12 protein-coding genes are annotated in these 25,657 nt (G+C 47.9%); 8 read left to right on the forward strand and 4 right to left on the reverse strand.

Annotated elements, in window-relative coordinates:
- Positions 1-183 precede the first annotated feature (183 nt).
- From H6G50_RS21095 to H6G50_RS21105, 3 genes are all read left to right on the forward strand, one after another.
- Positions 184-1,872: a hypothetical protein gene (locus H6G50_RS21095; protein WP_190720945.1), complete on the forward strand. Its 1,689-nt coding sequence runs from the start codon at positions 184-186 to the stop codon at positions 1,870-1,872.
- A 323-nt stretch (positions 1,873-2,195) separates the two neighbouring features.
- Entirely contained in the window at positions 2,196-3,272 is a 1,077-nt protein-coding gene (locus H6G50_RS21100; protein WP_190720948.1) for a hypothetical protein, read from the forward strand.
- Positions 3,260-9,049, forward strand: coding sequence for a DEAD/DEAH box helicase (locus H6G50_RS21105; RefSeq protein ID WP_190720951.1), 5,790 nt, complete (start codon positions 3,260-3,262; stop codon positions 9,047-9,049). The genes H6G50_RS21100 and H6G50_RS21105 overlap by 13 nt, the downstream gene beginning before the upstream one ends.
- A 52-nt stretch (positions 9,050-9,101) precedes the next feature.
- Here H6G50_RS21105 and H6G50_RS21110 read toward each other — a convergent pair whose 3' ends face one another.
- Positions 9,102-9,581, reverse strand: coding sequence for a restriction endonuclease (locus H6G50_RS21110; protein WP_190720954.1), 480 nt, complete (start codon positions 9,579-9,581; stop codon positions 9,102-9,104).
- Positions 9,582-9,783: 202 nt separating this feature from the next.
- Here H6G50_RS21110 and H6G50_RS21115 point away from each other — a divergent pair, with 202 nt between their 5' ends.
- Together H6G50_RS21115 and H6G50_RS21120 are read left to right on the forward strand one after the other, a co-directional pair.
- Complete coding sequence (locus tag H6G50_RS21115; protein ID WP_190720957.1) at positions 9,784-10,023, forward strand: hypothetical protein; 240 nt, start codon at positions 9,784-9,786, stop codon at positions 10,021-10,023.
- Positions 10,020-10,472: an HNH endonuclease gene (locus H6G50_RS21120; protein ID WP_190720960.1), complete on the forward strand. Its 453-nt coding sequence runs from the start codon at positions 10,020-10,022 to the stop codon at positions 10,470-10,472. Before H6G50_RS21115 ends, H6G50_RS21120 begins: the two co-directional genes overlap by 4 nt.
- Positions 10,473-10,540: 68 nt before the next feature.
- On the opposite strand, the gene H6G50_RS21125 is transcribed toward H6G50_RS21120, so the two are convergent.
- From H6G50_RS21125 to H6G50_RS21135, 3 genes are all read right to left on the reverse strand, one after another.
- Complete coding sequence (locus tag H6G50_RS21125) at positions 10,541-14,584, reverse strand: hypothetical protein (protein WP_190720963.1); 4,044 nt, start codon at positions 14,582-14,584, stop codon at positions 10,541-10,543.
- A gap of 145 nt (positions 14,585-14,729) precedes the next feature.
- On the reverse strand, positions 14,730-15,563 hold the full coding sequence (locus H6G50_RS21130) for a hypothetical protein (RefSeq protein WP_190720966.1): 834 nt from the start codon (positions 15,561-15,563) through the stop codon (positions 14,730-14,732).
- A 289-nt stretch (positions 15,564-15,852) separates the two neighbouring features.
- Positions 15,853-17,241 carry a GNAT family N-acetyltransferase gene (locus H6G50_RS21135; protein ID WP_199303316.1) on the reverse strand — a complete coding sequence of 463 codons (1,389 nt, stop codon included), beginning with the start codon at positions 17,239-17,241 and terminating at the stop codon, positions 15,853-15,855.
- 559 nt (positions 17,242-17,800) lie between these two features.
- Between H6G50_RS21135 and H6G50_RS21140 the strand changes: the two genes are divergently transcribed.
- The 3 genes from H6G50_RS21140 to H6G50_RS21150 all read left to right on the forward strand — a co-directional run bounded on the left by H6G50_RS21140 (position 17,801) and on the right by H6G50_RS21150 (position 25,540).
- Positions 17,801-19,123, forward strand: a complete 1,323-nt coding sequence (locus tag H6G50_RS21140; RefSeq protein ID WP_190720969.1) for a Fis family transcriptional regulator — start codon at positions 17,801-17,803, stop codon at positions 19,121-19,123.
- Positions 19,107-22,613 (forward strand): hypothetical protein, encoded by a 3,507-nt coding sequence (locus tag H6G50_RS21145; protein WP_190720972.1) that lies wholly within the window; start codon positions 19,107-19,109, stop codon positions 22,611-22,613. The genes H6G50_RS21140 and H6G50_RS21145 overlap by 17 nt, the downstream gene beginning before the upstream one ends.
- A 122-nt stretch (positions 22,614-22,735) precedes the next feature.
- A complete protein-coding gene (locus tag H6G50_RS21150; RefSeq protein WP_190720974.1) occupies positions 22,736-25,540 on the forward strand; it encodes a DUF3962 domain-containing protein in 2,805 nt (934 codons plus the stop codon).
- Positions 25,541-25,657 lie beyond the last annotated feature (117 nt).

The raw sequence follows: 25,657 nt of genomic DNA on the forward strand, positions 1-25,657 counted from the left end.
ACATTTGTGCGTTATGGGAACAACAGGGGGAACACTAAGTTGGCGATACCGAGCTAGCAAGGCTATTGACTCAAACCACTAAATAGCTCTGTGCTAGTTATCCCTAACAAATTAATGGAAGCAGAGCGTCAATGATTCTGCTGTAAACCTCAGAGAGTACAGAACTAAACAGGAAAAATCTCAATGGTGAGTTACACGGATTGGAACCAGGCATTAGCAGATTACTTTGTCAGGGGCGTGGCGCGTGGGACTTATGTCTATCTAAGCGTTGACGAGGATGTCCTAGAGCGTATTGGGAACAATTTTGATAATTCTCCAATAGACGGAAAATGGAGCCATGATTTTCGCCGTGCCGTTAGGGATAAAGTAATTTTTGAAGGTCAAGTTAACTTAAAAAGCGTACAAGGGCATACACCTCAAGGTTTGCCTCAAGGAATTGCTTTTTTAGGTGCTACAGTTCTCGCAGCTTATCGAATGGCGGAAGAGGAAAAAATCGACCAAAACAATTATTTCCGTAGATTGCAAGAAGTCTTATTTATCTCGCCGGTACAGTCATGCCGCCCGCGAGGAATGAAACCTGGAGACGAAGAACCTCTGTGGCAGGAATGGAAGCGTTGGTTGATGGAGCAAGGTTTCCTAACCTCAGCCCAACAGGGTGAAGGCCCAACAAAATATATTAGTTACCCAATTTCTCAGTCGCTTTTGCGTCGCAGCGATAAGGAACGACTGTGCCAACTTTTTAAAGAAAAGCAGTGGCATATTCCTCTGGATGCTCAAATCCTTATAACTCGTATTCGTCAGGAAGCGTCTCGATTAACCAGGCACTTAAAAGACTTACTAGCGGGCGCGCGCTCCGCACAACGTTACGAAGCGATCGCGGAATCCATTCACGAACTGTACGAACAGTGGCGAGATAATGGATTCGCTGAAGGAAAGAAAGCTTCATCTATTTCAACTCGCAACCTCTTTGCCGGTTTATATCGTGCCGAAGAGCCATTTTTAGGAGAGGTGGAATATTACCTTTACCCAAAACAGCCGCGAGGATTGCGATTAGAACAAGTGGAAGTTTGGGCAAAAGATAATCTTTTAACCTTGCGAGAAGAACGACCAGGATGGTATCTACCTGAAATAGCAGTGGGTGAAGCTGAATTAGAAAGTGGTGTTACATATCCCATTCCCTCCCCCGATCTTTTTAGCTTCCTAATCCTACCCCAGCGAGACTTTTGGGTTTTAACTCCCGACCCCGAAAACCCCGATTCGGGAATTTATGCTTCTTGGGGAAGACCCACTTTAGGCGATCGCTTTATTCTCTTGTGCAAAGCCGAACTTTTGCCCCAACTCGAACTATTGCGAACGGAAGGATTGCTTCAGTGGAATGGCGAGCCGGACAATCCATTCGGCAATTCAGATTGGATTGAAATTAATCAGTGCATGGTTATTTCAAAAGCTTGGTCGGGAGTTTTTATTCAGAATCAGGAACTTTATGAAGCTCTGAAACCGGCTGCATCCTTATCGATTAGTCTTTCAGGAGGTTTACGCGAACCCAATCGAGGAGCATGGTTGGCGGAATACGGGCCAAAAGTAACGGTTTTTGGATTCTATCCCAATGCGAAATTAAAAGTGACTCGATTATCTGACGGACATCCTTTAGTCAGCAAATCTATAAACACTAATGTTTCTCTTACGATTGAATTTATCGAAACGGGAGATTACTTAATTGAAGCATCTTGCTCTGGCGAATCCACAGAACTACTAGCTAAAATAATTAATTGTAATCAACTTTCTTTAAACCCTCCTCAAGAGCGAGAATATTCAGTGTTCGATTCGTTTCGCATTTGCGGCAGTATAATTAAAATTTCTGCACCTCATTGATTCAGGGAGCAATTATTATGTCATCCTGGTATAAGGGTTTCCGATGCAAAGGCAATCCGCAGAAAATTGTCAAATTCATTGCAGACAAAGTTCATCAGCACGACCTCACCGAATTTGTGCCAGTCATACGAGCGGAAAAGTTGCAGAGAAAAAAGACAAGTAGGGGGACAAAAGAATTTTACCTTTTCATTGCTATAGAAAGTGACGATATGGGTCAAATTCCGCTCTCCGTTCAATCGAATTTATTAGAGCCATTTAAAAAACATACAAGTTTTGTTGATAAAGAGGAACGAAGAGCTTTTAAATACGAACAAATAAAATCAATGGCAAAACTTGGTGTTGATATTTATGATTTCACTTATAAAATCCCATATCATCCCGAAGAAATACTATCCAACGATAACCCCTTTGACTGTACGGCGGCGCTTCTTACTGAGAAATATAATTCAGAGCTAGCTGCTCTTTCCGAGAACTACGATCGCCTTTTATACTGGTTATCAGCTTCTGGAAGCGGAACTTTGGAGTCCTTTAAGAAAGCTTGTCAGACCCTAGAACTGAGCGAGCCAAGGCGCATTCTTCGTCGGCTAAAGTTATTGGGGCATATCGAATCATCTAGCAATGGTTCGCGCTGGTCGAGTACGCCAGCAGCTTTAGTTCGAGTGAATTCAGCGCCAGATACTCTTGATTTTTTGCTTTGCGGTCAACGCAGTCAGGAATTGTTGCACAAATTAGAACACGAAAGCAAAGTTGTTTACCTTAACCAAGCTCAAGGAGATGCCCCGCTTTGCGTTCGCCTTCAGCTAGATAGCTTAGAAGAATTTCCTCCTCTAATTACTTCGATTAAGAATCAATTAAATATCCCTATCATTGATGCGGGCGAGTCTTCCTTAAAACTCGCTGAAATCTTGCCCGATCTCATCGCTTGGAAACAAGGACTCAGATGCTTACCTGGAATTGTACCGAGTCTTTACGAATGGAAGCGCTTTGAGGGTCGCGAGTTTGTTGAATCTAGTTTCCCTCAGCAAACAGGGATGTATGAGATGTGGGACTTTAAAAAAGACGCACGCCCCGTCCAAATACTTTTCTACGATTCAGAAACCGATACTTGGCGACAAGGAGATTGGTACGGTCTCCGATTTCTGGCGTTACATTACAATAATTGCCCCTGCATTGCCCGTTATGATGCTACTAACGCGCGTTTGGCAGTTCCCTACTCTCAACGATGGCCAGAACTCTACGAGCGAGCATTGGTGCTGGCATCCGGACTCCTTCCCAGCTATCAAAAAACAGAGCAAAATTTGTGGCTGATTTATGAGAATGTCGGGCAAAATTTAGCCCATCAACTGACCCAAAAACTTTATGTAACCTGCGAAGGGGGAACGACAGAATGCACGATCTAATGGGGGCTTATCAACGACTCGATCGCCTTTATCGGTTGTATATCAAGAGTGCGTTTCCTTTGCGATCGCGCGTCCTCAGTCAAGAGCGCGATAACATTCTGAATCGTCGGGGCGTACTGAGCCAGCCCCCGTTGGTTGAAACCGTTCCGATTTACCCTTCCTCGGGGCTGAATCTCGCTGCTGCCGCACGGCGCTTGTCTTCAGAAGTTGCTGAATATGGAGACTTAGCAGAGTTAGCGAGAAATCTTTTTCCTCCGAACATCGAACTTTATCAGCATCAGTGGCAGAGCCTCGAGCGAGCTATCCTCGAGCATCAAGATATTGTTGTGACAACGGGGACGGGTTCTGGAAAAACGGAATGCTTTCTGCTGCCGCTTTTGGCGCAACTGGTGAGAGAATCGGCAACCTGGGAGGCAGTCGGAAGCTCGGACTCAACGGGGAATTGGTGGGATTGCGAGCAACCCGATCGCCGCATTCCCCAATGCTCGCATACGCGCCGCCCTCACGCCCTTAGAGCCGTTATTCTTTATCCACTCAACGCCCTTGTTGAAGATCAACTGCGAAGACTGAGAACCGTCCTTGACGACGATTCAGTTCATCAATGGCTGGATCGAAACCGAGGCGGAAACCGGATTACCTTTGGACGCTATACGGGGCTGACTCCGGTTTCGGGAATTGAAACCGATTCGAGTCGGGAACGGTTGCGTAAAATTCTGCAACAGATGCAGGAACAGCGCCAAGATGTGCTGAGCATACTGCAAAACGATCCAGAGCGCGATCGCGAACTGCAATACTACTTCCCCAGGCTAGATGGCGGCGAAATGCGATCGCGCTGGGATATGCAAGAAACGCCCCCGGATATCCTGATTACCAACTACTCCATGCTAAACATCATGATGATGCGGAGCATTGAAGACAATATTTTTGAACAAACCAAAGCGTGGTTGGCAGAACCGGGACATCCAGAACGAGAATTTTTCCTGATTATTGACGAACTTCATGCCTATCGCGGTACGCCGGGAACTGAAGTCGCTTATATTCTGCGCTTGCTCCTCCATCGCCTCGGTTTAACCCCCGACTCGCCCAAGCTACAAATCCTGACGACGACAGCCAGTTTAGAAGATAACCCAGAAGGGAGAAGATTCCTGCGAGAGTTTTTTGGCAGAGATCGATTTGAATTTATTAGCGGGCAACAAATAGAGCCTGTAGCCGGTGCGCGGACATTTCTTTTACCCTATCGCCGCGCCTTTGAAGAATTTGCCCAAAGCGTCCAACCCGAGCCGCTAGCGGGTTCGCCCGATATAGAGAATTGTGACGCTCAGATGAGCCAGCTAGCAACTCAGTTAGGGCAACCTCAGCAGGGAGGAATGAGTCCCAAGCAACGATTGGGAGAAGCCCTAGCCAGCATTCAAGCACCGGATGCGTTACGCGATGCTTGTAGAGCAGTCAATGAGACAGTTCGACCGACCCAAATTCAGCAATTAGACGGGCAGTTATTTCCGGGGGCTGGCTCCCTGGAACAGGCGATCGCTTCCAACGCGATGAGAGGCTTGCTGCTAGCTTTGGGAATGTCTCAACGGACAACGGGGCGTTCTCCTCAACCCGTGCGAGGACACTTATTCTTCCACAACTTACAAAATCTTTGGGCCTGCTGCAATCCCGAATGCACCCATTTAACCGATGAGGCGCTTCAAGCTCGTCGCGATGCGCCGCTCGCCCAAAAACCCACCGTTGGAGCCATCCACGATACCCATCGAATCTCCTGTAGCTGCGGTTCTCGCGTTCTCGATTTAATTGTCTGTGAAGTCTGCGGCGATGCCTTCTTAGGAGGTTACAAGCGGCAAGTTGAAACGCCGAAGGGGGAAACATTGTTAATTCTCACAGCAGACCAACCCGATCTCGAAAGTATGCCAGATCGCGCCAACCTCGGACAGCGATACGAAGAATACGCCCTATTCTGGCCCCTGCCTCACGATGAAACTTTAGCCCCCCAAGACCTAGAGTGGACGGCAGACAAAATAAAACGCAAATGGGTTAAAGCCAAACTCGATCGCGCTACGGGTTTGCTGAAGTTCGATAAAACCCCTCGAAAAGCCAATGAAATCCCCGGTTGGCTTTACCAAGTTTTGGGGGCAAAAGCAGCGTACCAATCCCCCATGCCGAGCAAATGTCCTCGCTGCGATGCCGACTACGGCCGCCGCAAAACCTTCAAAACGCCCCTAAGAAGCCATCGGACGGGATTCCAAAAAGCCTGCCAGGTTTTAGCCAGTGCGACGTTGCGAGAAATGGGTGGCAGCGGTGCGGGGGCTTCATCTCGAAAACTGGTCATTTTCGCCGACAGTCGCCAGGATGCAGCGAAACTCGCCGCTGGAATGGAGCGAGATCATTACCGCGATATGACTCGTCTGGCGATGATTCAAGCTTTTCGGCAGTATTGGAGCGATCTAGAGGGATATCTACGGCAAATGTTTCTCTTCAATCCCTCTAGCCCTAACTTGTCAACATTACAACGGCTGAATCAGCGCTTATATACTGAAGTTACAAAACCTCTTCAGCCAGAGGATGTGTTGGCTCGAATGAGATTTGCAGCAACTAATGCTCAACTTAATAGTGAAGCAATGGCATGGTGCATGGGAATGCCACACAATGATCGACAGGCGCGACGAGCTTGGGAAGAGTTGTTGGCTATGTATCCAGAACGGGTTCCTTTAGCCAATTTGCAAGGCACCATTAGGGATAAGCTCTTGGAAACGGGAATTGCTCCAGGTGGTTCTGAGTTCACGGCTAAGAGATATAGATCCTCTGAAGGGGATTGGGATTTTTGGTTTAACTGCTATGACTGGGAGAATCCTGTACCAGTCCCACTAATTAACGCTAGCCAAGACCAACTGAACCACATCACCCGCATGAACAACCTTCTTGTAGAAGAGTCGATCTATGCACTGTTTCCCCATATGGCTAGGACTTTTGAAGCTCTTGGACAAGGTTGGGCGAGCTATCGACCTTATAACAATCCTTCACCTATTCTGATCGGCATTACTGAAGCTGTGATTCGCCAACTCGGTGTTAGAGGTTTGCATAACCGCCACGTACCTCGTAAAAGTAAGCAGACTTCCCGTAAACAACCTCCACGTAGAAAGTTTACCGCAGGAGACGATGATAGCTTGCGTCGTTACATCCTCAACTATATTAAAAGCGTCAGGAACCTTGGAGTAACAGACCTTGATGTACAACGACAACTCTTGCAATCAGGTGCAGGAATAGCATCTGCCAATGGAATCGTTTTAGCTCCTGACCAGTTAACTCTTGTACCTCCACCTCAAATTAATGAGGGTGAGGGATTAAGAGGCTACCGTTGTCCGCAGTGCAATGCTTTCTTTCTGCACGATGTTCGCAACTGTCCGGAGTGTAACAGCAAGTACAAGGAAGGCGAGCGGGCTATTACTGTCGTTCCAGATCGAATTACGACCGATTTTGACTACTATACGGAACTAACAGACCGCGCTGATGCCGCCTGTTTCCGGATGAACTGTGAAGAATTAACAGGTCAAACGAATAGCGAAGAGCGTCCGAAGCGGCAGCGTTGGTTCCAAGAAGTGTTTATTTCCGACGAATTACCCAAGCGAAAAGTCTACGGTGTTGACCTCTTGAGCGTTACCACTACAATGGAGGCGGGGGTTGATATTGGCGCGCTCAATGCCGTGATGATGGCGAATATGCCGCCGCGACGGTTTAACTATCAGCAGCGAGTCGGACGAGCGGGGAGACGAGCGAGTGGGGTTTCCCTCGCGATTACCTTCTGTCGGGGCAGGAGTCACGACGATTTTTATTACCAGCGCCCGGAAAGCATGACGGGAGATTCGCCGCCACCGCCTTACGTGGATTTGCGCCGAGAAGCCATTTTTAAGCGGGTTTTGATTAAGGAAGTGCTGCGCCAAGCTTTTGCCGGGGCGACGAGTTTGGCCGAAGAAAGCAAGGGCGATAATGTCCACGGGGAATTTGGCACGATTGACCAGTGGCAGGATTACGAAGCCGATCTTGCCGAATGGTTGAATAATCCGACCAACGAACCCGAGATTCGCTCGATTATGCAAGCTCTGAGTTTGGAAACTCCTTGGGCGGGGAATGAAGCGTTTGAGGATGAAATGCTGGGGTATTTGCGCGATCGCCTGATTCCGGAAATTCGGCAAATTATCGATGACGAATCCTATATCCAGACTGCCTCGAGCGAGCGCTTGGCGAACGCAGGCTTATTGCCCATGTTTGGCTTCCCCACTCGCGTCCGAGCCTTGTATACTCGCTTTCCCTCACGTTCGTCTCCGTGGCCGCCTGCCGACGGAGTTATCGATCGCAACTTAGACATCGCCCTGAGTCAGTTTGCCCCCGGCTCTCAAACCGTCAAGGATAAAGCCGTTCACACCGCCGTGGGAGTTGTTTCGCTCAAACCCGGGGCGCGCTCCGAACCCGGACTCTATCCACCCCTCTGTGGGGGCAATCCCAACCCGATTGGATTGTGCGAACACTGTCAAGCCGTCGTCCCGCTGCCCTCTCTATCGGAGCCGTTACCGGGCGGCAGAGAGCCAGAGAAGCAAACTTGTCCGGTTTGCCGTTATTCTGAACCTTCCCTCAAATGCTTGGATGTACGCGAACCGAAGGGATTTTTTACCGATTTGGAACCCGAGGATTTTGATGGGCGATTTGAATGGCAACCGCGATCGACTCGTCCCTCTTTGAGCATTTCAACTGAAGAGGCGGATGCGTTGCAGGTGGGGAATTGTACGGTTGTGAATTTGAGCGATCGCATCCTCTCAGTCAACGATGATGGGGGTAAAGGTGGATTTGACTTTTACGCCGAAGTCAAAGTTTATGGCCAGCCGAAAGCCGGAGCCTACGCAGTAGCGCCTGAAGAAACGGGTGGAGCCGTCACGACATCGGGAAACTCTCATCGCATTGCCCTCGTTTCGCGGCGGAAGACCGATATTTTGCTCGTCAACATCGATCGCTGGCCTGCCGGAGTTTTTGCCGATCCCACCACAGTTGAAGGGCGAGCGGCTTGGTACTCCTTTGCCTTTTGGTTGCAGATTGCGGCGGGTTATCGTTTAGATGTCGATGCGTTGGAACTCCAGGCGGGGTTTCGTTCCCTTGGGGGCGAGGATAATCGGGTACTGGGTCAAGCTTTTTTGTGCGATCGCCTAGAAAATGGAGCCGGATACTGTCGATTGCTCGCCCAGCCCCAAGAATTTGCTGAATTAATGAGCTTGGCAGAACCCACCAATCAAAATAGCATCGCCTGGGAATGGATGCACTCCAAGCTCGATCCCCAAGATTCGCAACCTCACGGCAGCAAATGCGATACTTCCTGTAACTTGTGCCTGCGGGACTTCAGTAACTTGCCCTATCACGGTTTGCTCGATTGGCGCTTGGCGTTAGATATGGCGAGAATAGCGCTCTCGTCGGCAGCTACGGTAGATTTGCATTCGTCTTGGAATGGCACGAATAATCCTTGGGCTAATCTTTTAGAAGGCGATGAAACTGCCGTACATACTATCTTGACAAATTTGGGGTATCGTGCCTCCGAGCAATTTGGCAGTTTGCGGGGGTATATTCGCCGCAGTCGAAATCTGCAACGGGTTTTAATCGTGCGGCATCCGTTGTGGACTGACGAGCATCCCGAGTGGGAAGCGGCAGTAGCAGCGGCGGAAGGGAATTATGCGGGTTATGAGATGAAGTCTGCGAATCCGTTTAAAATTTTGCGACGACCCGCCGATTATGCGTAGCTCCGAACCTTCGGCGATTAGAACTTCTATCGATACTCACTCTGTCAAGGAATTACCATAGTGTAAGTTGCTGATAATTCGGATCTGGTATTTTTCTAAAAGAATCTGCTGGGAATTCAGCATAGGAATTTACCAGACTCATTAACCAAGGGAATACATTAGGTAAAACAGCCTCTAACATTCGATTTAAAATGCCTCTGTCAATCAGTTTCACAGTCATTCCAACCTCCTCCGCCCGATTAACTGCTTGATAAGCTTGATAGCTAAAACGATCGGCAGTAGACACTACAATTCCGTGACAAGCTCCTTCAAGTAGCATTGTGCCGAGAAGATTGCGAATAGTTTCTACTGGCTCTGTACTGTTAGCTTTTTCTCTCCTTTTGACTTGAATGAGCCACTGTTTTTGGTCAGCATCAACAAAGAAAACATCAACTCCACCATCATGAGGCTTCCCTACATGAATTACTTCTGCATGACTATGGTTAGCTTTAAAAATATCTGCTACGAGCGTCTCAAGTCTGTAAGGGTTCATAGTATGCCATCGAATAGGCTTTTGCCTGGCTTCATATTCGCCCAGTTGCCGCTCATACGCCTCTCGACGCGATCGCCGTGTAGCGCCTAGAAAAGTAGGGTGTGGAGCGCGAAGCGTAACGCACCATTATCCTGGGAATTCAGGAGAAGTGGTAAATTTGATAGAATGAATAAAGGCAAAAAAGAACGGGATTCATCGCGCTATGATTGCTCAAACAATGGTACAACCTTCCTCCTGGGTTGAGAGCGGTATTCAACTGCAAAAAGTACGGGATCTTCATCTCTTCAAATTTACTGACGAACTTCAAACTCATTTAGAGATTTTACTGGAGCGCCAAAAAGCCGATCTCTTGACTCCAATGGAAACAGCAGAGCTGGCTGGAATTGCCGAACTCGATCGCATTTTTACCTTAATCAATGCTCGTATCATTGCCGAATCGTGACAGTTAGCAGTGCCAGCAGACAACGAATTCGCCAGCGCGCTGCCTTTCTGTGCGAATACTGCCATTCTTCTGAAGAAGCGAGCGCATCACTTTTTACAATAGACCACTTAATTCCTCAGTCTTTAGGCGGCGCTGACACTGAAGATAATCTTGCCCTTGCTTGCCATCGCTGCAACAGTCGTCGCTATAACTTTATCGATGGCTTCGATTCAGAAACACAAACAATTTGTTCCCTCTTCAATCCCAGAGTTCAGAACTGGCGGGAGCATTTCATCTGGTCTGCCGACCGACAAAGAATTATCGGCATAACTCCTATTGGACGGGCTACAGTCGAACGTTTAGACCTCAACGACGAGCGCCACGATGAAGGTTCAATTCAACGGGCGCGCCGTCTTTGGATTCGAGGTGGTTGGCACCCACCTGCCGAAGACCCAATTTCAGATTCTTAAGGTGCTTCTTATCCCAGATTTAGGGTAAGGGATTTAGGGTGAGGGTAGCAAGAGTGACCTGCTCCCGGTCAATCTCGACGCTTAACCATAATATTTAAATGACCTTTACGATATAGGTCTTTGACCTTTTCCCAAATTTCATCGCTTCCCGACACTAGCTGACGAAGTTGGCTTATCGAAACACTACGCTCGGTAGAGACAAGCTTAGCCAATATCTCTTGCTCTTCGTCCGTAAGATTTTCATCTTTTCTCTCCTCAAGTTTGACAAACTCAGCTTGTAACTTTTGACTCTCCTCGGTAATCGCGCTTATTTGCTCGATCCGATCTTCTAAAGCTAACATATCCTCAATTAATAAGGGTAGCTCTTCTCTTGACTCCCTTAACTTAGTTCTAGCTTGACTGACTTTTGCTAATAGTTTTGTGACATCTCGATCGCGTTCTTGAGCTAGGAAAATTAAGTCTCGTTCTAACTTATCCCATTGAGATAAGAAGCGATCGCATCTCTGCTGCACTTTGTCTGAGAATACCTGTTTCAGCGTTTCATAAGACCCTTGGCGATTGTCATCATCAAATCGACAGAAAATAGAGAGAGAAGACCGATCGCTAGAAATCCGTTCTAGTATTGCCTCATATTGGTTGAGAAGGCAATTAAAAGCATCTCGACGCGATCGCCGTTCGCTCTTAATCTGTTCTTCAAGTTCGACTAAAGGGCGCTGCAACCGTTCGTACTCTCTAAAACCTTCTATTTTATGAGTAGCGAAATGAGTGACAACGCGATCCACAAAATCATCTTCATAGCGCGCCAGTCGTTCTAAATCCTGACTGAGAGATTGCCGCAAAGCAGCCGCACGCGGTAAAATGATTCGCCATTCCTCTAAACCTGCGACTAACTCCTTAAGTCTCTCATTCTCCTGTTCGTATTCTTGCAAAGATTGGGAACTCTTCTCAAACTGTTGCTGCAACTCGAAGAGGTCAAGTTCGTTCGTATTAATTATATCTACCCATTGGTTACAGGCTTTTTCTAACTGTTTAACTTTTCTTTCTAAAGTCAGACGATGCTCGTTAAGGCAGGGTTCTAGTTCGCTCTCGTCTTGCGGAAATTCTCTTTCTACTCGGGCAACAAGCAACTCTCTTGTTAACCGCTCTACTTGAAGTTTAAATTCAGCTAACTTTCGCCCTAAAGTCGAGCGTTTTTCACGGCAAAATTTCTCAATTCGTTCGCTAGCGCGTTGAATGATGCTCTGGGCTTCTTCAAGCAAAACATTAGAGCGATACTGTTGCTCGGATCGCAAAGCGGATCCCTGCGGGATCGCGTCTAAAACCGAATCGCCATTCTCCTCCAGTAGATTCAATTGTGCCGATTCAGAAGCAAACATTTGTTTGTCTTCAGTTCGACTAAGCTCACTGTCCTCTAAACTAGCAAGCGATTCTCTGACTTGCTGTAACTCTCGCTCAATTTCCCGTAACAACGGTTCGTTAAATGCTTCTAATAACTCCGAAATTTGACTGTGAAGCTGGTTTAATTTCTCTTTTAATTGTTCGGGTTCCAATTCTCCAATCGTTTGGCGAATTATTCCCTTAACTTGTTCGCAGTAACGGCGCTGCTTTAACCATTCAAGCGCTTCTTCAAACTCTTCATAGAGATAACCGATCTCTAAAACCGCTTCTCTTAATTCTTTAAGCGCTAAAGCCTTAACTTCCTGACTACCTACGGATGTCTCTACGGCTTGCAATTTTCCTTTTGTTTCGAGTTGCTCTTGAATAAACGCTTCGAGGGGATGTTGCGCGAAATCGATCGAGGAAAAGTCTTCTTTTTGACTTCCAATTTTATAACTTTTCACCAATTGATGCTGTTTTAAAGTCGATAAAAAGCTCGGCAAACTGGAAGCTCCGGCTTCAAAAATTTGCTCGAATTCTGGTTTAAGAACCTGGTAGGACTGATAGCCACGACGGGCAACTAGAGGAACTTTCTTAAGGACAATTTTATATTTAATTAAGGAGGGATGAAGATTGCTATAGAAAGATTGGTAGTTTGGAAAAAGTCGCTTATTGATTGTCGTGAAGATAGATTCTATTAGTTGAGCCTCCCCACCTTTAACATCTGTTATTCCTCGAACGCTCCAGTTTTCAGGCTGGATGGTTGGTAAAAGCAAGCGTAAGGCATATTGGTGGCATTGCTGGCGGTGATATTCCAATCTTGCTTTTTCGGCTCGATTGGTTTCTGAGTTATCGAGCAACCAATTTTGAATGTAGTCGGATAAGTTGAGGAGGGTACAAGCCGAACATTTTTCAGGAGGAATAGCTTTGCCCAGCAAGCCGAAGGTTAGGGGATATCGTCGCTCGAAACTGCGGCTGAGATGAAGCGAAAAGTCAACTTGATTGGTTCCAGCGATCGCGGTTAACTCCTGTTGCGGGACTTGCTCTTCTCCCGGAGCGTAATGTAAATGAAAACGCCAGTCTAAGTGAGTTTTTTCCGGTGGCACAAATCCCATTAATTTGGCGCGCTCGGTTCCGACGCAGAGCATTAAAGAACGGTTGGGATATTCTGCTTTATACCGTTCGGGAGCGCCGGTTAAAATGTTGTAAAATCCAGAGCGATCTTGTTTCCATTCCGAACGATAGCGCCAAGTCCAATTAGCTCTTTGCCCAGTTTTAGAACTTGAAAACAGGAGGGGAAGAATTTCAGTTCTGAAAACTTTGACAGCAACGCTCTCTTTCCGCTCGCTGCTCCACTCCTGGAACCATTGTTGGCGAAACCGATTGACAATTTGTTCGACAATCGAGGGCGTTGTCGGTTTGGCGATTGAGGCGAGGGCAAAGCTCCGCTCTGTCGGGCGAACAATATGAGAACCGTATAAATCTTCGTCTGCGGCTAATTGCTCGATACTTTCTAAGAGATTAAATTGGGCGGCGATGGTGTCTGAAACGCCGTTCGGAAAAATCGCTAAAAGTGCGATCGCGTCTTTCCCGTGAGGATGCTTCCAGAAGGCAGGAATCTGTTCTGAAGCCTCAATCGCTTTATTAATCCGCTGCTGCTGAGCGCCGTAAAATTGGACTCGCTCTGCTAGATAATCTTCAATTAAATCTAAGGGAGTATAAGAACGTCCTTGCTCGCTGGCAAAACGAACCGCGCGCTTGAAAATTTCGATAACCGTGCGAGGGCCATTGCTCAGATCTTTGCGATCGCATAACTGCCCCAAACTCTCCATTGTCGCCGGATGAAGCACCTTCTCGCCTTCTGATTCGGAGTCCAAAAACTGCGCGCGCAGGTACTCCCATAAATCGCTCGGAAACTCGCGCCAATCTGCATCCGCGAGTCGCAAGCAGACTTTCTGTTCCTTCATGCGATGAATGATGTCGCTCGCCTGCTCTGCAATTGCAGACTCGGTGGGAGAAGTCGGCATCCCGAAAATTAAGGCAACGGGGAGATTTCCCAACGCTCGCATCCCTTTGACTAAATCGCTCAAGAGTTGAATGCGGACGCTAGCCCCCTCTTCAGTTCGCAAAAACTCTTGACTTTCGTCAGCAAGTATGCACAAACCCTTAAAACCGGCTTCTCGAAGAATCGGTACGCTATCCCGCCAAAAATTTAAAACGCGATCGGTGTTAGCGACATCGCTCTTTAACTCGCGAACGATTTTGAGCGCTTTGGTTTCTGGAAGCTTGTATTTGCGGGCAAGTTCGGCGGCTTGCACTTGCCGAGACTGCAAGGCATAATCCCCATACAAGGCCTCGAGACGGGGCTGGAATTCGGGTTTAAGGCAAGCTTTCATCCAACCGTAGGTGGCTTCGATTAAGTCCCCCAATTCCCTGAACTTAAAGGGCGGTACGGCGAGCGTTCCCGCTTGCTGTAACGAGTGCCATAAATAAACGAGGGTGGCGGTTTTACCGTAGCCGTAGTCAGCACTCAGGTAGCCGTTGACGGGATGAAGAGCCTCGAGTTCGGCAAGCAAATGCTCTCGCAGAACTTCAACCCGTTCGAGAGGTCTGTAGGCGCGAACATAGGTCTGATAACGATCGCGCACGCCTTGAGGATCGCTCTCGATACGGGCGGGACTGACCGTATCGACGATGGCTTCAATCGCATCCAGTTGTTCTAATAGCCGTTTCATCTTAAACCTTTAAGTAAGCGCGAGTATTGACGGTCGAGCGAGCCGCGACCCCTGTTGCTCCGCCTGCGCGACCCTTGGGATGTGCCGAGCAATTGCATTGACAGTCGAGCAAGTCTAGCAAGTCTAGCAATGGCGGTTACTCTTCTTAGAGCAATTGCGTCCACTCGGGCGATTCGGTTAGCATAACCCATTGGCCGTAACCCCCTTCGTAACCCCAGTCAAACAAACCGCCGCGATCGTAATCATAGGTCTGCTTGGCATTCTCTAGGGTATTCTCTAATCCACTCGGGTCTAAAAGCAACATTTGACACAAACGCTCTTGAATATCTTCCCGCAAGAAGATTCTGACTCCATAGCTTCGTTGCTGGTATCGGTAAAGACTGTCTGCGGCTTTAATTACAATTGGAGCGGCGCAGAAATATCGCCGATTGAAGCGTTCTAGCTTTCCTTCGGATTCTAGAACATTGGGGGAGAGCGATCGCAACCAGTTGAGTCCGCCAGCTACGCTACTTTCGCTGAAAGCAATATCGCTGGCAGAGATTTCAAATTTATGGGAAGCGGTGTCTATTGTTTGCCCGACTAAAAACTTTTTTTCCGCAGATGAGAGAATAACTTCTTTCCGCAACCAGAGTTGCCGGACGAGGGTGGCGTAAGCCCAAGAAAATCGCTTATTGGGTTCCTCGAAGTGCAAAGAATAAAGGAGTAAATGGAGAAAATCTCCCAGCAGGGAGGGTTCTTGAAGCTGGATAGTTGCTGCAACTTTACCTAATGGCGTTAATTGAGGAGGAGTTTTTTTAGAAAGAATTAAAATACTCCGCAAAAATGGAAAAATAAGTTTTTGTAAAACGGGAACTCCCACTTGACAGATGCCCGCAAGTCTGTCAATGTCTGTTTCTCCCTCATTTAAAAAAGTTAGAATTGAAATAAACCTGTCTAAAGTTGTGTTTTGCTGGATATGTAAAGTTAATCTTTTTTCCATTGTTTCACGATTCTCTCTTTTTCTTCTTAGAGAGCTAGTCTACTAGCCGTTATTGATAAAATGATCTGAGTAGGGATTGCTTATTTTTAGACCTTTCTCTAGCCTAGAGCAAAGAACGGCAATGCCCACTTACTCCTGAAATTTTTCTGGAATACAAACACACAATTAGAGAGTTATGTCAAGTCCTTTCAATGAGAATGGCTTTCTAGAATTAGTTTGCTTAAGGACTACAAGCTCTTTAATTTTACTATAAAATATTAAAGCGAGCGCCCTTCAGACAGGAGCCGTCTTAATTCTCTAAGGTGTCAAGCCAAGCCACGAGGTTATGAGCAATTCTATAGTTTCTAACTTTCCTTATTTTGCTAATATCTTGACAAAAATAACAAGAATGATTTGTCCTTATTTTGAGGTTTTCTAAACCTAATTTTGTTGTTTCAATACCGCGCCGTTTAGTGATTTGGATTTGAGCCGTATTCGGGAAAAAGATGCTGCCAAAACCTCCTGCTTTCCACCATGTCGTGCTATCTAAAGTATGGGGGATGAGTTGACGATCTTGAAGACGCTTATAGCTTGATGGTCCTCCAATTCCGAAGCAATGAACTTTCATTCTCTGTTCGCGGGCAAGATTGAGGACAACAGCGAAGATTGCCAAGCTTGTTTGGGAGAGCATATTAATACTGTTGTTCGGGCCAGAAGTTCCCCAAGAGCCAAATCCAACGCGCGTTATGCCCATGCGGGCATAGGTTTCGAGACAACGGTCGATTTGCTCGGGCGTTCGTCCGTGGACGGGCGCGATCGCGCGTTCTTGGATGTAGGCAGGCATTCGCTCAAAAAATTTAGAGCAATGATAAAGCGTCTCTCGAACCTTATATTCCACGATCGCATCGGAATCGGTCGAGAGCGGAACTAAATCGGGCAGGATATATCCATCTGCCCATTGATTCTCGCCATAAAAACGGTCTAAGAAGACTAGCAAATCCTCATACTTTCGCTTCCCTTGCTGTACCTGATAAGCTCCGCAATCGAACCAGACTTGTTGGATGCGTCCTCGCTCTTTTTCCTGACGTAAATAAACATTCGTTGAAAGCGGACAAGCTAGGGGGGAAGTCAAGACTCGCTCAAAGGGATTGCGCGGATCGCCTCCTTCGTCCCAAAGGTCAAAAAGACGCTTAAGATCTGGCCCGCCAGCACTGAGGGCAGCAACAAATTGAGGATGGCTGGGGGAAATCTCCTTCAGCTTTTTTTCCCAAACCACGAGAGGACGATGTTTGCCCGGTTCGATGTTCGCCCGATGAAAGCCCAGTCGGGAGTAAAAACCGTTGGCTTCTAAATCCAGCGGACATTTAAGGCGCAGAAGCCGGATGCCGTATTGTTGGCTATGAGACTCCCATGCTTTAACTAGAGCGCGACCGACTCCTTGGCGGCGACACTCGCGAGCAACGCAGAGATGGTAGAGGGTAGAGATTTTGTCGCGCCGATGGTGAAAGTGCAGGAAGCCGTGGGGTAAGTTAAGAATTTCCCCAGAACCTACCGCCGATTCGAGAGTTGCTCGATTCACAAAGCCCAACTCTTGCCGATGTCGATCGGCAAGCGCCTTGATGCGAGGCAAATCTTGGCAAGTAGCGAAGACAGGCCTTGTCTCCCGACTTTCAATCGGCACGCCGACCTCCTCGTTCAACTAACCCTCCTTGTTCGATTAATACACACCTCCGAAAATTATCTTGAAACCCTTAATACGCCGTCCTAAAATCGGGGGTTCTGGAGGTTTTTAAGGGGAATCAGGTTGAAGATAACTTTCAAGCCCCTGTCAATCTAACACGCTGCGAAGGTTAGGCTCTACTCAAATCGGCGATCGATGATTCCTGCCACTTCGCTCTTGGGTCTGTCTAAGCTCGATTTATTGGTTCGGAAGACCGGGAGATGGGGACACGGGGATAAAGAACGATCTGCACATCTACACCTTCAATTTTGACCGAAAAAATGGGAGACAGAGCTACGTCCTTCGACAGGCTCAAGCTTCGCCGTGAATTTTGGGGAGGGCAAGCTACGTGGGTAGTCCCGATGAACCAAGAATCCCCTCGCCGACCGGCAGGGGAGTTGTCAAAGACTAGCAACCGTTCGCCCTCTGCAAAACGGAAACATAAGAAACATCGTAGAAACATATAAACATTTCATTGACACTTTCAGAAAATCAGTGTCAGAATCAGTCAAACCCCTCAGATGGGAGATTGACCGAAATGAAAGTCACCCGACATCGAGACAAAATCCTTGAGGTGCTGCGGGAATGGTTTCGCTTCCACCCCCAAGGGCCAACCCTGGAAGAATTGTGCCTGGAACTGGAGATGCTGCCCCGGCAAAAAGCCACGCTACAGCGTTGGTTGCAGACGATGCGAGGCATTGATGTCGAATGGGAAGATAATGTTGCCCGCAGTCTGCGCTTGCTCGAGGAAGAACCCCCAAATGAACCGCTAGTCAAGGTTTCCGTAACGGAAACCTTGCGTTATCTAGCCACGGGCTTAGCTGAATGGGAGAAGCAAGAACCAGAAACGCGATCGCGCATTCCAGCATCCCTGCGCTTGGGAATGTCTCGAATGTACCTCACCTCCCTGTTACAGGGTGATGAGGAAGCGCCCTCCAACCTACCCGAACTGTTTAACTGGGCTAAAAACCCCGTCGCCGAATGGAAACCCGCAGCCCAAATCGGAAACATTCCCCCGGATGTTTCCTTAATTGAGGATGGTTTGCTTTCGGACTTAGCTCTTCAGTGGCAGGTTGCGGGCTTCGATACCGAAATGCAAGTCCAAGAGAAAATCCTACAAGATGTCCTCCTACACTGTCGGCTACATCAACTCCAAGACGCTTATCGCGCCTTTCGCCAACTGATTATCGAACATCCCGTCCTTCCCTACCGCGAGTACCGCCGCCTCCTCTCCTCTTCTCAACTCAAACCTTTACGTCCCTTTCTCCAGCAAACCTACATCGATTTAGTCGATTTAACCGAAGAAGAAGAGTATCGCTTTTGTCCGCGCTGTCAATACGTTTTACGCCGTCGCCGGGATGAAACCTATACCTGTCGCAACTTAACCTGCGAAGAACTCAACGCCAAACAACCGCACCCGCCCAAACCGGCAATTTCTAAACACGAAGCCGATGGGTGGAAAGCAGTGACTCCCGGCGTGCATCGGTATGGAACCCTTCCGGGATTGTGGGAAATTAAGCTGGCTCGAAACCTCACGCAACTTGGCATTCGCGTGACGCTGTGGCCGGAAATCGACGAATTTGACCTATTAGTCGAATTTAGCAAAAAAATTCGTTGGGCGATCGATGTCAAAGATTGGTCGTATTTAGATGAAGAGCGCTTGCGTAACGTTCAATACCGCTTCGATTTAACGGAAACTTTTGTCGTTTTCCCCGACGAACGAGAAGAAATCCTGCGAATTAAAGTCCAGCGCCAACAACTCGAACCTGAATTAGGAGGCGTGCGGTTGCGGTTGGCGAGCGAAATTGTTGCCTTAGCTAAAGAACAATTGGAGAAAAAAAGACGTGCGCGATCCCAATAAATGGAGCCAACGATTGCGGGCAGCACTGCATGAATCCCAGGATTTGCAGGATTATGTTGCCGTGCTATTTCCCGACAGCGAACCCTCAATGCTACGGCGAGAAATATCTCGTCTGGCTCAACTGATCGCTGAAGTCGAACTCGGACTGACACTGCTTGGTGAAATTGCACCTGACGAACCGGCGATTTCGGTTTTGGCATTATTACTGGGCTATCGCTTTGCCCTGCCATCTTTAACGGAGGAATGTAACTGGAAGCGGGTACAGATTGCTCGGTTTTATTTAGTTCGTCGTAAAGGCAATCAATGGGAACGGTCTTTAATGGAATACATCCGCTTGCCGGAAATTATTAGAATTTTCAGTTTAAGCCAACCCGATGCCGTTCCGAGACGAATTCCGACCAGTACCTATCCCGATCGCTTTCAACTTTACCGGCAAACGCTATCCACAACACCACCCCATAAAAAATATGAAATTAAGTTGGCAACGACAGGTTATTGGTATGCTCGAATTTTCAAGGGCGATCGCACTCCCTTAGAAATTCCTATCAATATTCCCGAGGCGGTTAGTTATCTTTCACCTCCACTAAAAGTTACGGCTGCTCCCCCCCGCAGTTCGGAGAATCCGCCGGTTGCGGTGACGCTGGCAGAGTTACAGATTGCGGCGGCAGAAATGGACGATCGCTTGGCGGAAACTGGGTACGGAACCGAGAATTATAAAGATCGCCTCTGTGGAATTGCCTTACGACTCTACGATGCAGAAACGGAGGATTTTAAACCTGGAACGACATTGAATTTAGAAGGATTAGTTCATATTGTCGGTTTATTAAATGTGGGGAAATCGACAGTTTTAGAAATCCTGATCTACCACCTCGCCAAACAGGGATATCGCTGCGGCTTAATGGTGAATGATGTCGCCAGTCAGGTGCGTTTGGCTTCTTTGTTTTGGCATGGGTTGGGGATTGCCGCCGCACCCATCCTCGGAAGCGATCGCGCCCAACAATTAGAAAAAGTCTACGCGCCGCTGCTAGCAACCCAAGGCGAAGAAATCGAACGAGGAGCGACTCATCCCGCTTGGCGTTGGTTCAGTCCGGTTTGCCCTTTACTCGCTCTAGTGCAATCGGAAGAAAAGTGGGAATTTGGCGAAGAACCCTGTCACTCGCTCTACCAAAAAGTTGCTTCCTCCCAGTCCGAAGATTCAGATGATGAGGAAAGCGAGACTAAAGATGGCTCTACCTGTCCCTTTTATTATCAATGCCCCCGCCATCAACTCGAACGAGATATTGTTAGCGCCCAAATTTGGATTCTCACTCCCGCCAGTTTCGTTCATACTCGCGTACCTCGCCAAGGATTTGCCGAAAAACTCACCTTTGCCGAAGCAGTTTATCGCCAATGCCACTTTCTCTTTGTTGACGAAGCAGATCGCGTGCAGGTGCAAATGGATGAAGCCTTTGCTCCCGATGAAGTCTTAGTCGATGCTTCGGGAAATTCCTTGCTCAATCAACTCGGACTCAAGTTTGCCGCCGCGACGTACAATTCAGATCGCCGCAATATGGCCGCAGAGCGGATTGCGACGGCAAAAAGGGCGAATGACTATGCCCAAATTGCCACCGATATTATTCTGCCCAAACTCCACAACCAGCCCAAACTGGTGGCTTGGTTGGGTTCAAATCCATTTACGGGGCGATCGGTATTTGCTCATATCATTCGCGACATTCTCGAACCGTTGGAGGGTGGCAATGAGGAGGAGAAAGCCAAGCTGAGTCGTACCGAACGGAGCCAACAACGGCGCAAACGCATCGAGGCAGGTTTGCCGCCTAAAGCCGTGCGCGAGCGGCGTAAAGCGCTGTTAACAACCGTTGAAGGCTTCTTACAAGCGCCTCTCAATCTCCGTAAGGGGGGAGAACTGTCAGAGCTTGCTTTAATGTTGTTGAGTGCAACCAGCGATCGCGCGGCTTTAAAAGAGGTGTCCGACTGGCTGACGCGCTGGCTCGATTATGACGGCATTGCACCTTTGGAGGACGCTCAGTTTGAGGAAGTCGTGCAACACCTCCATTTTGCCATTCTGGTGGCAGTTTTGACGGATCGGTTGGGGTTTTTGGTAGACCATTTGAGCGAAATTGACCGATCGCGCGCGATCGATTTGCACGATACCAGTCTTTCCCTGGTTTATCGCCCGCCTCGCGATTTTTTGCCGGTTTTGCCTTCTGCCCCGGTGGGAAATATTTTGGGATTTAAATATACGCGCGATCGCGGCAACCGCCCGGGGGGGAAACTCGCTTATTTTCGCTATGTGGGCGTGGGGCGCGCTTTACTGCTCGATTTCCCGACTCTCTTCGCCGCTGACGGTTGGGATGGTCCCCATACGGTGTTGATTTCCGGCACCAGCTACGCGCCAGGAACGCCCGCGTACCATATCCGCGAAAAGCCGACAGTCTTGCTCGAACCCGCTCCCAATAACAATGCTGCTGGCGATGCGGGGATTGGGGAGAGCGAATTTTTCTTCAAACCCCAGCATTTTGCTGGCAAATACATTGCCTTGTCGGGATTGCCCCCGGAGCGACGGAAGTTTTCAGCGCGCGAGATGACTAAGGCGATTTGCTATCGCCCCGGACAGGCGAAAAGCTTGCTGGAAGGTTTGTTTGAGGAGTTGGAGGAGAAACAAAAGCAGGATGAGAAACGATGGCGAGATCGACAGCGGTTGTTACTTGTTACTAATAGCTATGAGGAAGCTGAATGGGTTGAGGCGAGTTTGAAGGAGTTTTACCCCAATGGGATTAAATCAATTGATGAGATTACTGTGCTGCGTCGCGATAACGCACCGGCGGACAGTCAGGGGATGCGTCGAAGTCAGATTCGGGATTTGAGCAACCAACAGTCTACAAAAATTGTGGTTGCTCCCTTGATGGCGCTCGAACGGGGACATAATATCCTCAACGACGATCGCATTGCTGCCTTGGGAGGTGCAGTTTTCTTCAGCCGTCCGATGCCTGTTCCCGATGATTGGCAGACGACAGTGCAGCAACTCAATCACTGGGCGCTGGATAATTGCTCGGACTCGAAGCTCTACGCATCGATTTCCGAACGCGGCGAGAAGCTGACGCTGGCGAATGTGGAGCAGGAATTTTACAAGTACGCGATCGCGCAAATGCTCGATTTGAATTGTCGAGCAATGTCCTACAAGCATTTAACCGATGAAGAACGTCGGGTTCTCTGTTGGACTCAATTGGTGAGTATTTGGCAAATTATCGGGCGTTTGGTGCGGGGCGGCGTACCTTGTCTGGTTCATTTTCTCGATGTTAAGTTTGCCCCCCAATCGGCATCCGGCGATCGCGATCTCGTCACGACTTCGTTGTTGGCGGGCATTTTGGAAGTTCTCCGTCACGAGATTGAAGGCTCGAGGAAACGCGACGAACAAACTTTGGCGCGATCGCTCTACGGCGCTTTTTTCAATGCGCTTAAAGCAACTCAGGACTTAAATTATGACCTCTAGCAGCACATATTAGCGGGGAGCTTTAGTTTTTACAATTGTACGTTTTTTACAAAACGGCAGGATAAATTTACCAGCAGCTTAGCAATTAGCGAACGCTCTAAAAGTAACTAAGGACTTAGATTATGACCTCTAAAAAAGCTCAGAGAATTATTCTGCCCAGTGCCTGGGAACTCACTGAGGATGCCGAGTACGAACTATTTTCTCTCTCAGTTCCCACTCTGGGGCTGCAAGCGGTCAAAGCACTCGCCGAGCGACGTTATCAACGTTCCGGTAAAGGCTATCGAACCGTTCCCGTTCGCTCTCTCGATCGCATCATTGCCGCTAGTTTCCCGAACATCATTCAAACCGCGCGTAAAGCCTGGAAAGATGTCGGCACGCCGTGGATATTTACCACAGAAATGGGAGACCTCACCGACTTGCCAGACTTAATTAAAGACTGGCTGCTTGAAGAATTTGGTGACGATTTTAAAGAAGAAGTCGAACCAACGATTCAGAAATTAGAGAGGAATGCTTGGCAATGGGGAAAATCGATAAATTATCACCTCCTAGAGAAGCCAGACGCTCGCTCTTTCCCCGATTTTCGTTTTCAGGTTATTCCCCATTATCTAGCGGAAAGATTCATCAACAATCCTACTGTCAAATTTGGCGATCGCGACCAACACGAACTGACCTTTTACCGAGTTGTTCGTCTTGAAGGAGGAGCAGAATTAATATCATGGCCTCCTCAGCGAGTGTTCTCAGGAAATCAAAATGAAGCTTATCTTTCCTTCGTTCTAAACTTTAAACTCCAAACTGTTCCGTGGCGCGAACTTCCCCTCATCTATCCTCAACTCTCAGTGCGCCGCTGGATTGTCGAACCATTTAAGAAATATCCTTACCGAGGAGCAACAGTTTATGTAGGGGACAATCGCCGCTGGTTAGATGGAGAGCGCCAACCTTTCCGCTTAATGCCGCTAAAACTTACCACAAAAGGACAAAAACCACAATGGCCGAGAGCCATTAGCAATCTACTCGAATTGAATGATTCTCCTCTCCCCGATATCAACACTTTAACCTTAAAACCCGGTTATAACTGGTCGGCAAAATATATAGAACCCACCGGCATCCAAGCCGCGATCGCCTACGATAATCGCTGGGGAAAAGAACCTTGTAAACCGGGAGTCAGCCCGCGAGATTTATATTCTCTAGATCGCGCAATTTGCGATCGCATCGAACAAGGAGATTTACCGCTCGCTCGCGTCGGCGAAGCTCCAAAGATCGGAACAGACCGTAACTATATCTGGGGGAAAGGCGAAAGTAAATCTAAAGAGGATAAAACCCCGAAAAAACGCCAAGATGTATCGACAGTTATGCTGCGCCCAAACATCGCTGCACCTGCAACTTTCCGCCTCCAAGAGAGCGCGCCGCAAACTATCCTCATCCTCTGGGAAACTGAGAAATGTCGAGATGCACTAATTGAGGAAATTTGCGAAACTCTCGACTTATCACCACCCAAACAAAATCGCTCTTCACCAACTCTTGAATCGATGAGTACAGAGGCTCAATTTTATACAATAGAAGAGCTTATTTGTCAAGGAAAATATGGTTTGCTAACGATTAAAACTCAGCACGTTGAGGAATTGACGCAAAAGCTAGATTTAGATCGCCCTGGCGTTCCAGGTAAAAATCGACAACAGAAGCGCGTTCATTTAATTGAAGAGCGAGTTTTGGAGATTGCTGATTCCCTACCGAAACCTGAAGGACTCAGCGGCGCGATCGTTGAAATTAAGGGTAAAAATAAGTTTTTTCCGCGCGAATCCGACCCCAAATTAGCCGTGCGAATTGGTGTTATGAAAGCGGGATACGTCAATCAGCACATCAATCCCTTAACCGATTTTACAAAAGAAAGGAAAGAATATTCCATTGATAATCCGTCAAATCGAGTTCAAAGAGCAGTTTCGGATTTGTTACGGCAATTTGGAGTTTTACCGGTCTTTTTAATCGACCGTAAAAAAGATACAATCGATGCAAATCTCTGGCTAACTTGCTTTTATGTTCTCCGTCGAACTCGAAAAACTGGAGCGAGCAATCAACCTTCGACAATTGCAATTGTAGTCCGAGTTAACCCAATAACGGGAAGCGTCGAAATGACAACGCTTTCCTTATTTCCAGAACGGGGTTGGGTTCCTTATTCCGTTGGACTGGGCTATCTAGTTCATGAAAAATGGGAGCCGAATTCCGATGCCCATACAACAGAGGAAGATTCTGAGGAACTGTCATCGAAGGAGAAGCAAAAAGAACAAAATCTCCTCAATCGATTTGTTGTTAACTGTCTGCGTGATTGCTTAAATACACCCATCGCCAATGATACGTTGCCTCGCGTTCTTTTTATGGCAGAAGCGCAGAATGCTCGCCAGATGCTGACGTGGTTGCGAAACCCAAACCTCCCCGCTAACGATTTGCCCAACCAATGCAAACGAGATATGAAGCCAGAGGAAATTAAGCGCCTTTGGATGGTACGATTGCGAGTTGCCGATAAGGGAGAAGTTCCCGTGGGAATTGTGAAAGACTCTCCCGGTAGTCGCACGAGTAGCGCCTTCCGCTGGCAGGGCGTATCGGATGAGGGGAATCCTCCACTTTACTTCAGCGTTCGACTCGGGCTGACAACTGAAAAGTATCCGTTAAAGAAATCATTGTCTCGTCTCGATAATGGCGAAGGTTCGGCTGCAAATCGTAGATTATTAGAGATCGCGATCGTTCATTGTCCGGGCATAGATAGCGACAAATTAGCAGATTTTGTCCATCATCTCAGAAGTCGCTGGCCTTATTTTGCCGATGAAGTTTCTTTACCGTTTCCGTTTCCTTTCGCCTGCTTAGCTAAGGAATATGCAGTTAGTGCGAGGGATATAATAGAATCGGATTCGGAGGAATCTGAATCGGAGGAATAAAGACCTAAACCCTCAATAACGGGACTTTAGCGTGTACAGGGAGAAAAAAAGGCTGTAAGATAAGCAGAGATTGCTAAATAGGTCAGTTCCTCTCTGGTGGGTTGAGATGAAAGAAAC

The organism is Oscillatoria sp. FACHB-1406, from assembly GCF_014698145.1.
In the GTDB taxonomy this organism is placed as follows: Bacteria; Cyanobacteriota; Cyanobacteriia; order Cyanobacteriales; family Spirulinaceae; genus FACHB-1406.